Annotated in this window: 13 protein-coding genes; 9 read left to right on the top strand and 4 right to left on the bottom strand. The window is 41.8% G+C overall.

Translation table 11 applies throughout. The annotated features are described in order from the left end of the window. Positions 1 to 2 precede the first annotated feature (2 nt). From M3205_RS25895 to rodA, 4 genes are all read left to right on the top strand, one after another. Positions 3 to 89, top strand: a complete 87-nt coding sequence (locus M3205_RS25895) for an IS3 family transposase (RefSeq protein WP_396105258.1) — start codon at positions 3 to 5, stop codon at positions 87 to 89. Positions 90 to 238: 149 nt separating this feature from the next. Next, on the top strand, positions 239 to 1,003 hold the full coding sequence (locus M3205_RS07425; protein WP_251169325.1) for a FixH family protein: 765 nt from the start codon (positions 239 to 241) through the stop codon (positions 1,001 to 1,003). Positions 1,004 to 1,310: 307 nt separating this feature from the next. Next, entirely contained in the window at positions 1,311 to 2,093 is a 783-nt protein-coding gene (locus M3205_RS07420) for a DUF4931 domain-containing protein (protein WP_251169324.1), read from the top strand. A 242-nt stretch (positions 2,094 to 2,335) separates the two neighbouring features. Then, complete coding sequence (gene rodA / locus M3205_RS07415) at positions 2,336 to 3,508, top strand: rod shape-determining protein RodA (protein WP_251169323.1); 1,173 nt, start codon at positions 2,336 to 2,338, stop codon at positions 3,506 to 3,508. A gap of 27 nt (positions 3,509 to 3,535) precedes the next feature. Here rodA and M3205_RS07410 read toward each other — a convergent pair whose 3' ends face one another. The 4 genes from M3205_RS07410 to M3205_RS07395 form a co-directional block, all read right to left on the bottom strand. Beyond that, complete coding sequence (locus M3205_RS07410) at positions 3,536 to 4,594, bottom strand: Ger(x)C family spore germination protein (protein ID WP_251169322.1); 1,059 nt, start codon at positions 4,592 to 4,594, stop codon at positions 3,536 to 3,538. Then, positions 4,591 to 5,691 (bottom strand): GerAB/ArcD/ProY family transporter, encoded by a 1,101-nt coding sequence (locus M3205_RS07405; RefSeq protein ID WP_251169321.1) that lies wholly within the window; start codon positions 5,689 to 5,691, stop codon positions 4,591 to 4,593. Before M3205_RS07405 ends, M3205_RS07410 begins: the two co-directional genes overlap by 4 nt. 50 nt (positions 5,692 to 5,741) lie before the next feature. After that, positions 5,742 to 7,235: a spore germination protein gene (locus tag M3205_RS07400; RefSeq protein ID WP_251169320.1), complete on the bottom strand. Its 1,494-nt coding sequence runs from the start codon at positions 7,233 to 7,235 to the stop codon at positions 5,742 to 5,744. 267 nt (positions 7,236 to 7,502) lie between these two features. Further along, entirely contained in the window at positions 7,503 to 8,471 is a 969-nt protein-coding gene (locus tag M3205_RS07395; RefSeq protein ID WP_251169319.1) for an ABC transporter substrate-binding protein, read from the bottom strand. Between the two features lie 205 nt (positions 8,472 to 8,676). On the opposite strand from M3205_RS07395, the gene M3205_RS07390 reads away from it, so the two are divergent. From M3205_RS07390 to M3205_RS07370, 5 genes are all read left to right on the top strand, one after another. Then, positions 8,677 to 9,678 (top strand): FecCD family ABC transporter permease, encoded by a 1,002-nt coding sequence (locus M3205_RS07390; protein WP_251169318.1) that lies wholly within the window; start codon positions 8,677 to 8,679, stop codon positions 9,676 to 9,678. Further along, positions 9,678 to 10,733 (top strand): FecCD family ABC transporter permease, encoded by a 1,056-nt coding sequence (locus M3205_RS07385; RefSeq protein ID WP_251169317.1) that lies wholly within the window; start codon positions 9,678 to 9,680, stop codon positions 10,731 to 10,733. Before M3205_RS07390 ends, M3205_RS07385 begins: the two co-directional genes overlap by 1 nt. An 81-nt stretch (positions 10,734 to 10,814) precedes the next feature. Beyond that, positions 10,815 to 11,639, top strand: a complete 825-nt coding sequence (locus M3205_RS07380; RefSeq protein WP_251169316.1) for an ABC transporter ATP-binding protein — start codon at positions 10,815 to 10,817, stop codon at positions 11,637 to 11,639. After that, positions 11,636 to 12,403 carry an IucA/IucC family C-terminal-domain containing protein gene (locus M3205_RS07375; protein ID WP_251169315.1) on the top strand — a complete coding sequence of 256 codons (768 nt, stop codon included), beginning with the start codon at positions 11,636 to 11,638 and terminating at the stop codon, positions 12,401 to 12,403. Before M3205_RS07380 ends, M3205_RS07375 begins: the two co-directional genes overlap by 4 nt. Beyond that, a complete protein-coding gene (locus M3205_RS07370) occupies positions 12,396 to 12,650 on the top strand; it encodes a YusU family protein (protein ID WP_251169314.1) in 255 nt (84 codons plus the stop codon). The genes M3205_RS07375 and M3205_RS07370 overlap by 8 nt, the downstream gene beginning before the upstream one ends. Positions 12,651 to 12,700: the final 50 nt, after the last annotated feature.

Here is a 12,700-nt window from a genome sequence, read left to right as displayed (position 1 = left end):
TGATCGAGGAATATAACCAGCATCGTTATCAATGGGGCTTAAATAAAATGACCCCGGTGCAATACCGGGGTCATTTACTAGCCGCATAGGCGCTTTTTAAACTGTCCGTAAATCGGGGCACAGTTCAAATGGCCTGAAAGGGTTTTTTATTTTTTGAAAAGATTTCATTGTTTTATCACAAATGGCTTTTATAGTTATATTATCGAAGAACAATATAGATAAAGAGAGGGACACTAAATTGAAAAAGATATTATTCAGCCTGATGGCGGGGTTGCTTGTTCTTGGCGGATGCAGCCAATCGGAGGAAGAAAAGACTGGAAAAAACGACGAAGTGCCGCAAATCATTGAAGCAGTCATCGAGGCGCCTGAAACGATTAACCCCGGCGGGGAGGCAGCCCTTGCTGTCACTGTCAAACAAGGTGGTGAGGCTGTAACGGATGCGGATGAGGTGAAATTTGAAATCTGGCAGGAAGGACAAAAAGAAAACGGTGAAATGATAGAGGCAAAGCACGGATCAGAGGGCAAATATACTGCTGATCATGTTTTTACTGAGGAGGGCCTTTACTATGTTCAGTCCCATGTTACGGCAAGAAGTCAACATACCATGCCAATGGTTTCGATACAAGTTGGTAAGGCAAAAGCGGAGGACTCAGGTACGGGGCATGACCAGGACGATGAGGGCCATGAAGAGGGTCACTCTCATGGCCATGGCGGTGAGGTATCCATTGAACTGCAGGCCCCTGAGCAAATTCAAGCAAACGAGCAAACGCAATTATCTGCCATGGTTGATAATGAAGGGGAACCGCTTGCGGATGCTAAAGTAAAACTTGAAATCTCACTGAATGGTGATACACCTCAATGGGTGAATATGTCTGAAACCGAACCGGGCAAATACACTGCCGGCCATCAGTTTATAAAAGCAGGCACATACATCATTACTACACATGTAGAAAAAGGCGACGACATTCACGAGCACACAGAAACTGAATTAACGGTGCATTAAATACTTTTCAGCGGGGTTGATTAATATCCCGCTGATTTTTCGTTCACAATGCTTAGATAAGTCAGCCTTAGATAAAGTCTGGCAAAAACTTCGGACATATAACCCTCCAGCACAAGTCAGTTTGAGACCGAAGCCGGGGCTGCTTCAGACACAAAGCCCAATAAAAAACAGCTGAAAGTCCGAATCCTTCCACGGCGCAAAGAGCATAATCCATCAAAAGCACCCATGAAACTGGCAAAGATACCCCATTCACAGTTTCATGATAGTATAGAAGGAGAGATTACAGAAAAGCAGGTGTCAAAGAGATATGTCAGATACACATTTGCATTTTAATACGGGGATTGGAGTCCAAAAGCCTAATAGCATTCGAAATAAAGATATCAGTTGCCCTTTTTGTGCAAGGGAGGAACTGACAGATATCATCGCGGTAGAGAATTCAATTATTTTGCTGAAAAATAAGTTTCCTGTTCTGGAAAACTCCTATCAGACTGTGCTGATTGAAACGGATCAATGTGATGGTGAGCTGTCGGTTTACCCTGAGGAACATTTGGTCAGGTTAATTTCATTTGGTTTAAAACATTGGCTGCTTATGGAAGAAAGCGGGAAATATGAATCTGTATTATTTTTCAAAAATCACGGGCCATTATCCGGGGGAAGTATCGCCCATCCGCATATGCAGATTGTAGGATTGAATAATATAGATTATAAGGAAAAAATACAGGTAAAGGATTTTGAAGGACTTCTCATTCATGAGGAAAGCGGCACGGTGTTCACTTTATCGACTTCCCCGAGAATCGGCTTTTATGAATTTAATGTGAAGCTTGCCGATCAGGATGATATTCCATACTTTGCGAAATGCATCCAGACTGCTGCCCATTATATTCTGAATGCCTTTCCTTTTCCAAGCAATAGTTATAACTTGTTTTTCTACAAGCTGGGCAGTGAGATTTACTCGAAAATTGTTCCTCGCTATATTACAACGCCAATTTTCATTGGATACAGTATCCCTCAGGTACCTAATAATCTCGAGTGGATGAGAGATGATATAAAAGTGAGATATTTCAGCGGCGAGTTTAAAACCGGGTCTTAATACCTTTTGCATCCAAAGAGTTTCTTAAAGCACTCTGAATATTGCCTTAATTAAACATTCTCAGTAATCGGGAAAATTTGAAATAATAACCATTCGCTTTTAAAAGTTGTGATTTACCTCTATAAAAAATATAATGAAATATTGTAGCGGGGAATAATGTGAGGTACATATGCTATTCCTTTCGCTGTGCTCCGTTATGCCTTAAAAGGTAAATGGTTTTGTTTTTTTAAAGGAGAATGATCATGACCTCAAATCGATATACACCTCCTAAGCTGGATTGGGGCTTAGTATTAATATTAATGCTGTTATTCCTGGTAAGTGCCATATCTATTTACAGCGCACAGACAACAGGGCAATATACAGAAAACTTCCTTTTGAAGCAGGTTGTCTGGTATACAGTTGGAGCAGGTATCATCGCTGCGGTAATCACACTGGATTCCGATCAGCTGAAGAAGATTTCCTGGTATGTATATGGCCTGGGACTTGTACTCCTTGGATTCCTGATTGTGGCGCCAGAAAGCATAGCTCCTGTCATTAATGGGGCAAAAGCATGGTATAAGGTTCCGGGGATGGGGTCCCTTCAGCCAGCTGAGATTGTTAAAGTGTTCATTATTTTGATATTGGCGAAAGCGATTGATGAGCATCATCAAAAAAATGCATATAAAACCATTCAGACTGATTTCTGGCTGCTGATTAAATTGGTTGGATTAACAATGGTGCCTCTATTGCTGATTATGCAGCAGCCGGATTTAGGTACAGGCCTTGTATTTCTGGCCATCATGCTTGGCATGATATTCATTTCAGGAATCAGCTGGAAGCTGCTTGCCCCTATATTTGGAACAGGAGCAGCTCTTGCAGGCACTATTTTATATTTTGTTTTATGGCATCCGGAAATTCTTGAAAAGTATTTAGGAGTAAAGGAGTATCAGTTTGCGCGCATCTATTCCTGGATTGACCCCTATAATTACCAAAGTTCAACCGGGTTTCAGCTGACACGTTCTCTCCTTGCCATTGGGTCCGGTGAAACAAGCGGGAAAGGGTATGGAACGAGAGAGGTCTACTTACCTGAAAGCCATACCGATTTTATTTTCAGTATTGTAGGTGAAGAATTTGGCTTTGTAGGAGCAAGCGTTGTTGTCAGCCTTTTCTTTTTGCTGATTTACCATATTACCAAGATTGGCATGGAAACAAAGAACAATTTCTATACCTATATTTGTGTAGGTGTTATCAGCATGGTTACATTCCATGTCTTTCAGAATATCGGAATGACTATCGGCCTTTTGCCTATCACAGGCATTCCGCTTCCTTTCATCAGCTATGGGGGAAGCTCGCTGATGGGGAATATGCTCGCAATGGGGCTGATCTTCTCCATTCGCTACCATTATAAAAAATATATGTTCTCGACCAGTGATTAATTAGAAAGAGCGGGTTACAGCCCGCTCTTACTCAATAATGCCTGTTTCTTCAATATTCACATTGCATTTAACTTCGAACCCAAGAGTTTTATAATCATCCTCCCACTTTTTATAATCAAAATTCCGATGCTGTGTCTTTTTAATTTGGCCGAGTCCAACTGGATCGACTCCGAGCTCCTGAAACTTTTTCAGCAGCTTGAGGCATTCTCTTTCAACCTTTTTCTCCAGTTTTTTTTCTACGTCCTTAACCACCGCAGTAGTCAGTTTAGTGCCGGTATACTCACGGACAATGCCTTCAATATTAATGTTAATGGCAGCATGATTATCAGTAATTTTAATTTTATGTGTGGATTTAATACTTTTTATAGCAGCAAGATCTCCTTTTTTTAACTGAACATCAAAATTTCCTTCACTATATTTGTCAACCAGCAGTTTAAAGAAGAACAAATCTTCTAAAGGGAGGATGTCTACCTCCTTATCCTTTTCGAAAAGGCTGATTCCAATTAGCTCCACTTTATCGTTCGCAATTTTTTTGAGGCGGGGAAGAAACATATCTCTCCCTCTCTCATGGTAATTACGGAAAGCAAGGTGAAGGTTGGTTTTCGGAATATCCCGATGTTCAATATTATGCTGTATCAAATTATAGATGTAAGTTGAATTTCCTCTTGTTCCATACTCTCCCTTCAACAAATCTTCCGCTTTATCTTCCGAGGTTATAACAAATACCCGTGCTCCTATGCTTGGGTCTCTTTGGAAAGAATCTATCAGGTCATAGATCCCCAGTTTTGAAATTTTAGGTCCGAAGACCGCCACTTTTAACCCTCCTGTCACTACCGGCTCAGAGGATTGCCTGGTCACATCTATTATTAAATCTTGCCTGAGTTTTCCGTTACCTGAAAAGGTTCGGTTTATAACACTTTTATCAGGCTGGAATTCCTGAAATAATATTGTCCCTCTGTACTTGTCCTTTGGATCCTCTGCTAAGTCGTAGCCCACCCCAACTTCAATATTAATATCATCCAATATTTCTTTGTCTACACAGCCGGAAAGCAGCAGAACAAGGCAGATAAGCAGTAATTTTTTCATTTCTTCTTCCCCCTTTTCAGCTTCTTGGCAATCATGACAGCGGCGAAAAGCAAAGGAATATAAATAAAGGTAAATATAAACCCCATTTTTCCAACAGAGTCGTTAAGCATATTAATTTTGTCTCGTGTATCCAAAAAAATTATCATGAAAAGCACTACGGCAACAATAAAAAATACGCCCACTTTTTGACGGATATTAAAAACCCTTTTAATAAGCCGTGAGACGATCCAGACGGATATGCACACATTAGGAAGAATAATTAAGTTCCAGTTAGCAATTCCAATATATTCAAAACGTTCAACAAAGGGCATTTCAACTATTTTCCACATTGTTAAACTGGCCCAAATTTGTTTGGACAGCTGTTCTTCAGAAAAATAAGCAAAGGTAATGATGGCTAAAGTCGTGTATATTAATGTAGTTGTCAATACGGCTAAATGAGCCCATTTCTGCGATTTTTTTGGCTCTTTAATAAAAGGATAGAAAAAAATGATGCTCTCAAACCCAATAAAAGTAAGTGACATGTGGTAAGAAGCAGTAAGCAGCTCTTTTATGGAATGATCCCAGATGGGCAGCAGATTGTAAAAGTTGGAGAATTTAATTGCCCAGCCAAATGTGAGGATAAGGTAAGCAGGCAAAACAAGCCCAAAGAATGAGATGCCCACCACTGTCCTAAATCCCCCAAAAATAATGTATACACAAAGTGCCATAAAGGCAAAGGCGAACCAGAAGGTGTTTATTTCTGGAAACATCCAAACCTGTATGACTTCAATAAATGTCCTTAATACTGTTAAGGAAAACAGGATGAAATAGCCTATAAAAATGGCGCTTAGTGCTTTGCCAATAAAGTTTCCTGCAATGTATTTATGCGCAGTTACAATATCACCGCCAGCAGTATCACAGATTTTATAGATCATCCAAATAATTACGTGAATGCACCCGCCGGCAAACAATATGGAGATCCAGGCATCGTATCCTGCATCCATTGCAATGATTCTCTGATACCCTAGTACACCAATCCCAATTTGTATGGACATGACCATGAAAAACACTAAAAAGGGGGATATCTGCAATCTCTCCGGTATTGGCTGTTCCTTCATCTGGTTCACCTCCAACTAATAACTGAAACCCTAAGCAGACACTTGCTTCATTATTCATCAATGTCTTTTTGCTTTTTTGCTTTTTTCTTGCTAAATCGGATTGGTTTTTTAGTTCTTAAATAAATTGGCCGTCTGGATTGTTTTTCAAATGGAAGCCTTATAAGGGCATCCTTCATATCCACCACCCGAGGGGGATAGAGAGGTTCAAGGAAAGGTCTTCCCAGTGAAGTCAGCCTGGTTAAGTGAGTCAACAGTACACAGAAGCAAAATACAATTCCGAGCAGGCCCCATAACTCTGCAAAAAACAGGAAAGGAAAACGGAGCAAACGAATAGTATTGCCCATCCTATATACAGGTGTTGTAAAGGAGGCAAGAGCAGCGAGAGCTACAATAATGAGAAGGACATTACTCGTCAGGCCTGCTTCTACAGATGCAGTTCCGATTACAATCCCTCCCACGATACCGATTGTCTGGCCGACCTTAGTCGGAAGACGTGCTCCTGCCTCGCGGAGCAATTCAATTGTAAGTTCTAAAAACAGTGCTTCAAGAATAGGAGGCAGCGGAATCTCCCGCCTTGATGTGATTAAAGTACTCATTAAATCCTTGGGAATCAGTTCATAATGATATGAAAGTGTTGCTACATAAATAGGTGTAACCAGAATAGAAAACGCAACTGCGAACAAACGGATAAGACGGAAAAAAGAAGATAAAATCCAATTTAAAAAATAATCTTCAAAAGAGCTGAAAAACTCAACAAGTGTGGTTGGCGTAATTAATACATGGGGTGAACCATCTACCACAATAGCGATTTTCCCCTCTGCTAAAATGCCTGCAACCCTGTCAGGCCGCTCTGTATCAAGCAGCTGAGGGAAAGGGGAATTGGAGTTATCGCTAATCAGCTGGACGATATAGGAACTGTCTGTGATGGCATCAAATTTCACGTTTTTTAATCTCTGCCTGACAGTATTTATATTATCCTCATTTGTGATATTCTCCATATAAAGCATTGCGACAGAAGTCTTTGACAAGCTTCCCAGTGTGAATTCTTCAATGATCAGTTCTTTTACAGGCAGACGTTTCCGGATTAAATTCAAATTTTGGCCCATTGATTCTACGAAGGCTTCCTTGGGACCGATAACAGAAAACTCAACCTCGGGCTGGCTTAAACCTCTGACTATTTCTTTTTGCGCAGCTATAAAGCCGAAATGTTTGAGCTCCGTCTCAATGGTCAGCATAACGTAGCCATTCATCAGCTTTTGTTCAATTAAAGAAGGGTCGTCGCATACCTGCACATCAGCCACAGGGACAAGCTGTTTAATGTCCTCGATTTCCCGGAACTCGTCTTCGAGCAGATTAGGGAGAATGCCATCCTGGATAATATTTTCATCGATTAAAGTAGCCATGAAAGTAAGTCCAAAACGAACATCTGTTTTTTGGTTATAATAAAAGATTTTTTTAAAGTCTTTGGATTTAATGAAGGATTGCTCCCATTCCTTATGCTGGATATCCTCTTTAATCCGCTTATTTTTCAACCATTTTCTCATAGGAAATCACCATTATTTTCGGCATTAAGCTTATTGTTGCCGGTTTTGGAAAACTTATGAATGGAAGGCAATAAAAATAAAGGTTTAGATATAGAGTAATTTTAGAATATATTGAGGGTAAACCAAAAAGGAACCTGGGTCAGGTTCCTTTTTGGTTAAGATCCGGCGCCTGGCCAGCCGAGTCCGTTTGGCAGGCGCTGAATTTAAAATATATTTGAGCTCTCATAAAAGAGGGGGTATTATGGGAGCGCAATCACAAGTTTTGCATTACTTCACTAGGTATTTTTCAATGTCATCCAATAGCAGGTTCGCAGCAATAACGCCTCCGGCAGTATTCCAGATGGTATCACTGACTTCATGAACATTGCCTTCCTGAGCTACTTTAAGGTTTTTGAATAACGGATCTTCAATCCATTCTTTAGCAAGTTTGTTTGCTTCTCCATCGCCTGTTTCATATGTGAAGTAGAATAATACATCTCCATCCATGGCAGGAATGCGCTCTTTCGTAGCATTCTTTTCAGCGAAGTCATCAACATTCTGGCTTTCCGGGCGAGCAAGTCCGATTTGATCAAGAATGACGCCTGAGAAGGAGTCTTTGTGGTAGATGCGGACATCCCCAGCCATGAAGCGGACAATGGAAACTTCCTTGTCTAATTGATCGCCAAGGCCCGTTTTAATTTCTTCGATGCGGCTGTCATAATCAGCAAGGACTTTCTTGCCTTCTTCTTCTTTATTAATGGCTTTTGCGTAAAGCTCAAAATTTTCCTTCCAGTCTCCGCGCAATGTTTCAGCAAAGACAGTAGGAGCAATGTCATTTAATTGATCATAGATTTTTTCCTGGCGCATTTTGTTTCCTATAATAAGGTCCGGCTGCAGCGCTGCGATTGCTTCCACATTTACTTCACTTTCTGTACCAACAACTTGAACATCTTTCATATCATCCGTGATATGGTCATACCACGGATCGCCAGTCCAGGACTGAACGGCACCAACCGGAGTAACACCCATGGAAAGTAATGCCTCAGTACCTTCGTTAGTCAAAATGACTACTTTTTCAGGTGCTTTATCAAGCTTAGTTGTGCCCATTGCGTGCTCAACTGTATAGCCTGTATCTTCTGTTTTGCTTCCTTCTTTTTCCTTATCGGCTTTTTCGTCCTGTTCGCTGCTATTTCCGCAGGCAGCCAGGAACAAGATTGTGAAAACTGAAAGAATGGTTAATAAAGACTTTAATTTCATTATGTACTCCTCCATTTTGCGTTGTTAATGATAATCATTTTCATTTGTTACTTTTATACTAATGTGAACGCTTTACATTGTCAATAGGTAATTGAAAATGATTTTCATTGAAAATGATTTTCAAACTCGTTGACAGCTAATCCTCTGTACAATAGACTGAAAATGTAGCTAAACCTTATTAAATAGATACAAGAAGGGTCCTTCAATGTTATTAAAAACAAATTTTCTGAGATGGGCTGGGCTATTGACAGCTGTTCTCCTATTACTAGTTTTAATGTCTTTCAGTATTGTATACGGATATACCGACACGACCTGGAAGATGGCGTTTGATGCATTTACAAATTTTGATGGAACGAATGAACATATAATCATTCAATCTGTCCGTCTGCCGAGAGCTTTGATTGCAGCTTCTGTAGGGGCAAGCTTAGCCATTGCGGGTGTCCTGCTCCAGTCATTAACAAAGAATCCTCTGGCTGCTCCTGAGATCTTCGGAATTAATGCAGGTGCCGGATTTGCAGTTGTCATAACAGTAGCGCTATTTTCAATCAGTAATCTTCAGGTCTTTACATGGGTATCATTTCTAGGAGCTGCTGTTTCATTTATATTTGTATATATTATCGGCTCTATCGGCAGGGAAGGCCTGACGCCTATGAAATTAACCCTAGCCGGTGCGGCGATGAGTGCCATGTTTGCTTCGATGACACAAGGCTTTCTCGTCATTAATGAGACTGCCCTGGAGCAGGTGCTGTTTTGGCTGGCGGGATCTGTATCCGGAAGAAAGCTTGAGACCCTTGCAGCTGTATTCCCATATTTGCTGGCCGGCTGGATCTTTTCATTAATCATTGCTGGAAAGTTGAATGTCCTGTCAATGGGTGAGGACGTTGCGAAAGGGCTGGGCTTGAAAACAGGAATGCTTAAATTGGGTGCAGGTATTGCTACCGTTCTTCTCTCAGGAGGAGCGGTAGCTGTTGCAGGTCCCATTGGCTTCCTCGGCATTGTCATTCCACATTTGACACGGGCTGTCGTGGGCATTGATCATCGCTGGGTTATTCCGTACGCGGGTCTTCTCGGCGGGATGCTCCTTCTGATTGCAGACATAGCATCCAGGTACATCATCATGCCGCAGGAAGTGCCTGTCGGGGTCATGACCGCCGTCATTGGAACTCCTTTCTTTGTGTACATTGCCAGAAGGGGGTTCAATAAATAGTGAAAAAATATTATAATTTTCGCCTTTTGGGCGATAAGGTATCTTTTTTAGTAAACCGGAAAGCACTTATTACTTTTTTATTTTTGGCAGCAGCAGCGGCTGGAGTGTTTGTGATGAGCACCGGCACAGGTGAAATGAAAATCAGCCCGCTCAAGGTGGTACAGGTATTCTTTGGCGGAGGTTCGGATATGGAAAAGCTGATCATTCAGTCATTCCGACTTCCAAGAATCATCGTTGCCTTAATGGTGGGAATGGCGCTGGCTGCTGCTGGCGGCATCTTGCAGGGAATTATCAGAAATCCGCTGGCATCTCCTGATATTATCGGTATTACAGGAGGAGCATCTGTAGCAGTTGTGGGCTTTCTTGCTTTCTTTAGTGATAAAAACAATGCATTAACTGTAAGTATTAATTGGATGCCTCTTGCAGCTTTTGCGGGTGCTGCAATTTTGGCTTTTCTTGTGTATTTTCTGGCCTATAAGGATGGAGTGTCGCCAATACGCCTTGTACTTATTGGAATTGGACTTGCAAGTTTGACGAAGGCACTTACCACTCTGATGATGGTCTTTGGGCCAATTTACCAGGCCAGCCAGGCGAATATCTGGATTACCGGAACAGTATACGGCTCAAATTGGGATAATGTCGCAATTTTAGTCCCATGGACGCTCGTGTTTCTGGTACTGGCGTTTGTTCTCTCGCGTAATGTCAATATCCAGGAACTTGGCGATGATATTGCCATGGGTGTAGGCAGCACTGTTCAGAAATACAGGTTTCTGCTGCTGATGGTCAGCACGGCATTAATCGGCGGAGCTGTCGCATTCGGTGGAGGGATAGGTTTTGTCGGCTTAATGGCTCCTCATATGGCCCGAAGGATGGTAGGATCTGCTTTTGGCGCTTTGCTTCCGGCTTCTGCTCTGATTGGCGGAATTCTGGTCATGGCAGCCGATCTGATAGGCAGGACATTGTTCTCGCCGCTTGAGATTCCAGCGGGGGTGTTTACAGCCAGCATTGGCGCACCTTACTTTATATACCTGCTTTTCAAGACAAGAAACGCATAAGCTGGAAAAGCTTGAAACTCGTATGATTCAGGCAACTGGAGAGCCTATAGATATGAATATTAGGAAAAGGAGAGGGCAGAGATGACAGCAGGGCAAGCAATCGCTACCAAAGACTTAACCTTGTCATATGGAGATACCATTATTATAAATGAACTGGACCTGGAAATACCTAAAGGGGAAATCACTGTATTTATTGGTGGAAATGGCTGCGGGAAATCGACATTGCTAAGGTCTATCGCCAGGCTGCTAAAGCCGAAATCTGGTGCTGTATTATTGGAAGGTGAGGCTGTAGCCAAACTTTCCACGAAAGATGTTGCCAGAAAGATGGCGATTCTGCCTCAATCTCCTTTAGCTCCGGAGGGACTAACTGTTCTTCAGCTTGTCAAACAGGGAAGATACCCTTATCAAACATGGCTGAAGCAGTGGTCTACTGAAGACGAGTTAAAAGTCCGAAATGCTTTGAAGGCAACAGAGATGGAAGAATTGAAAGACCGGACAGTCGATTCCCTGTCAGGGGGGCAACGTCAGAGGGCTTGGATTGCCATGACTTTGGCCCAGGATACGGATACCATTCTGCTGGATGAGCCAACAACCTATTTGGATATGACACATCAAATTGAAATACTAGATTTATTATTCGAATTGAATGAAAAGGAACAGCGTACCATCATCATGGTGCTTCATGATCTGAATTTAGCCTGCCGCTATGCTCATAATATTGTTGCGATAAAGGATCAAAAGGTTTTTGCTCAGGGCAAGCCTGAACATGTCATTAATTGCGGATTGGTTAAAAACGTTTTTGGCATGGAATGCGAAGTGACTATAGACCCATTATTTGGCACACCGTTATGCATCCCATATGGAAAAGGGAGATGTATTTTAAAGGGGCAAGGACTTCAGGGATGATTAAATTAACAGGAGAACAGGCAGAAACTCTCGGGCAATTCAGACTTGCCAGGAATTCAGGGGAAAGCTCTCCTTTAACCATTAAAGTGGAAAATTTACTGGATTCATCTCAAACGGGTGCGTATCTGAAAGAAGTGAAGAACCATTTAGGAGCACCCGATAACAAAACGGCAGCTTCTATTTTAATCAAAAGGTATGCCTTTCTGCCAGTCATTTACTTGTATTGCATGACGTCCTGGAATGTGAAATTGGATATCAGACATGAAAATATTACATTTATCAGTCAGGAAAGAGACGGCCTGTGGCTTCCGGTATTTCGTTTTGACAGCCTTCAGGGTCAAGGCGCCGGGACAGATAGGGATCAATGGAGAGAGGATGCGGTGAGAACTCTTTTTAATGGCCATATCTTTCCGGTCATCAATAGAATAGCTGACGAAGCAAATGTCTCTAAACTTATTCTTTGGGAGAATATAGCGATTTATCTGTTCTGGCTTTACGAAAAGATTTTACCCCTGGAAACACATCCGGAAAGAGCGGCTGAAGATTATCAGTTTATCCTGGAGGAAGCTCCGGGCAATTTATTCGGCGAAGAAAATACAAATCCCTTAAAGAAATTTGACAGCAGGAAAATGGTTATTGAAAACACCGCCACAGCAGTAAGGCCCAGGAAAACGTGCTGCTATTCCTACTTGACCAGCAGCGGCAAACGATGCGGGACTTGTCCACTTTCCTGCAGCAGTAAAAGGAGGAATCCTGATGAATGATCGTTTCAAGGAACAGCTGGATGGCCTGCTTGAAAAATATACCGAACTCCTAATCGGCGAGGCCACTCCGGAGTTAAAAGAAAAGGTTGAAGCTTGGGCACTGTATTCTTTTATTGCGAAATCCATGCCGCCTTTAGCCAAGCACTGGAATGATACATATCCTGATGCAAAAGAAGAAATGAAAACACTAATTGCTGAGATAAAAACACTGAATGAAGAGATGAGAAACAAACAAAAAAGCAAGTAAAGCCTTTACTATGAGAAAAACCGCTGCAGATAACAGCGGTTTTTTCAGCG

The organism is Cytobacillus firmus (assembly GCF_023715565.1).
GTDB lineage: Bacteria > Bacillota > Bacilli > Bacillales > Cytobacillaceae > Cytobacillus > Cytobacillus firmus_C.
The sequence above is the reverse complement of the archived record's forward strand: the minus strand, read 5'-3'. Positions and strand labels throughout refer to the sequence as shown.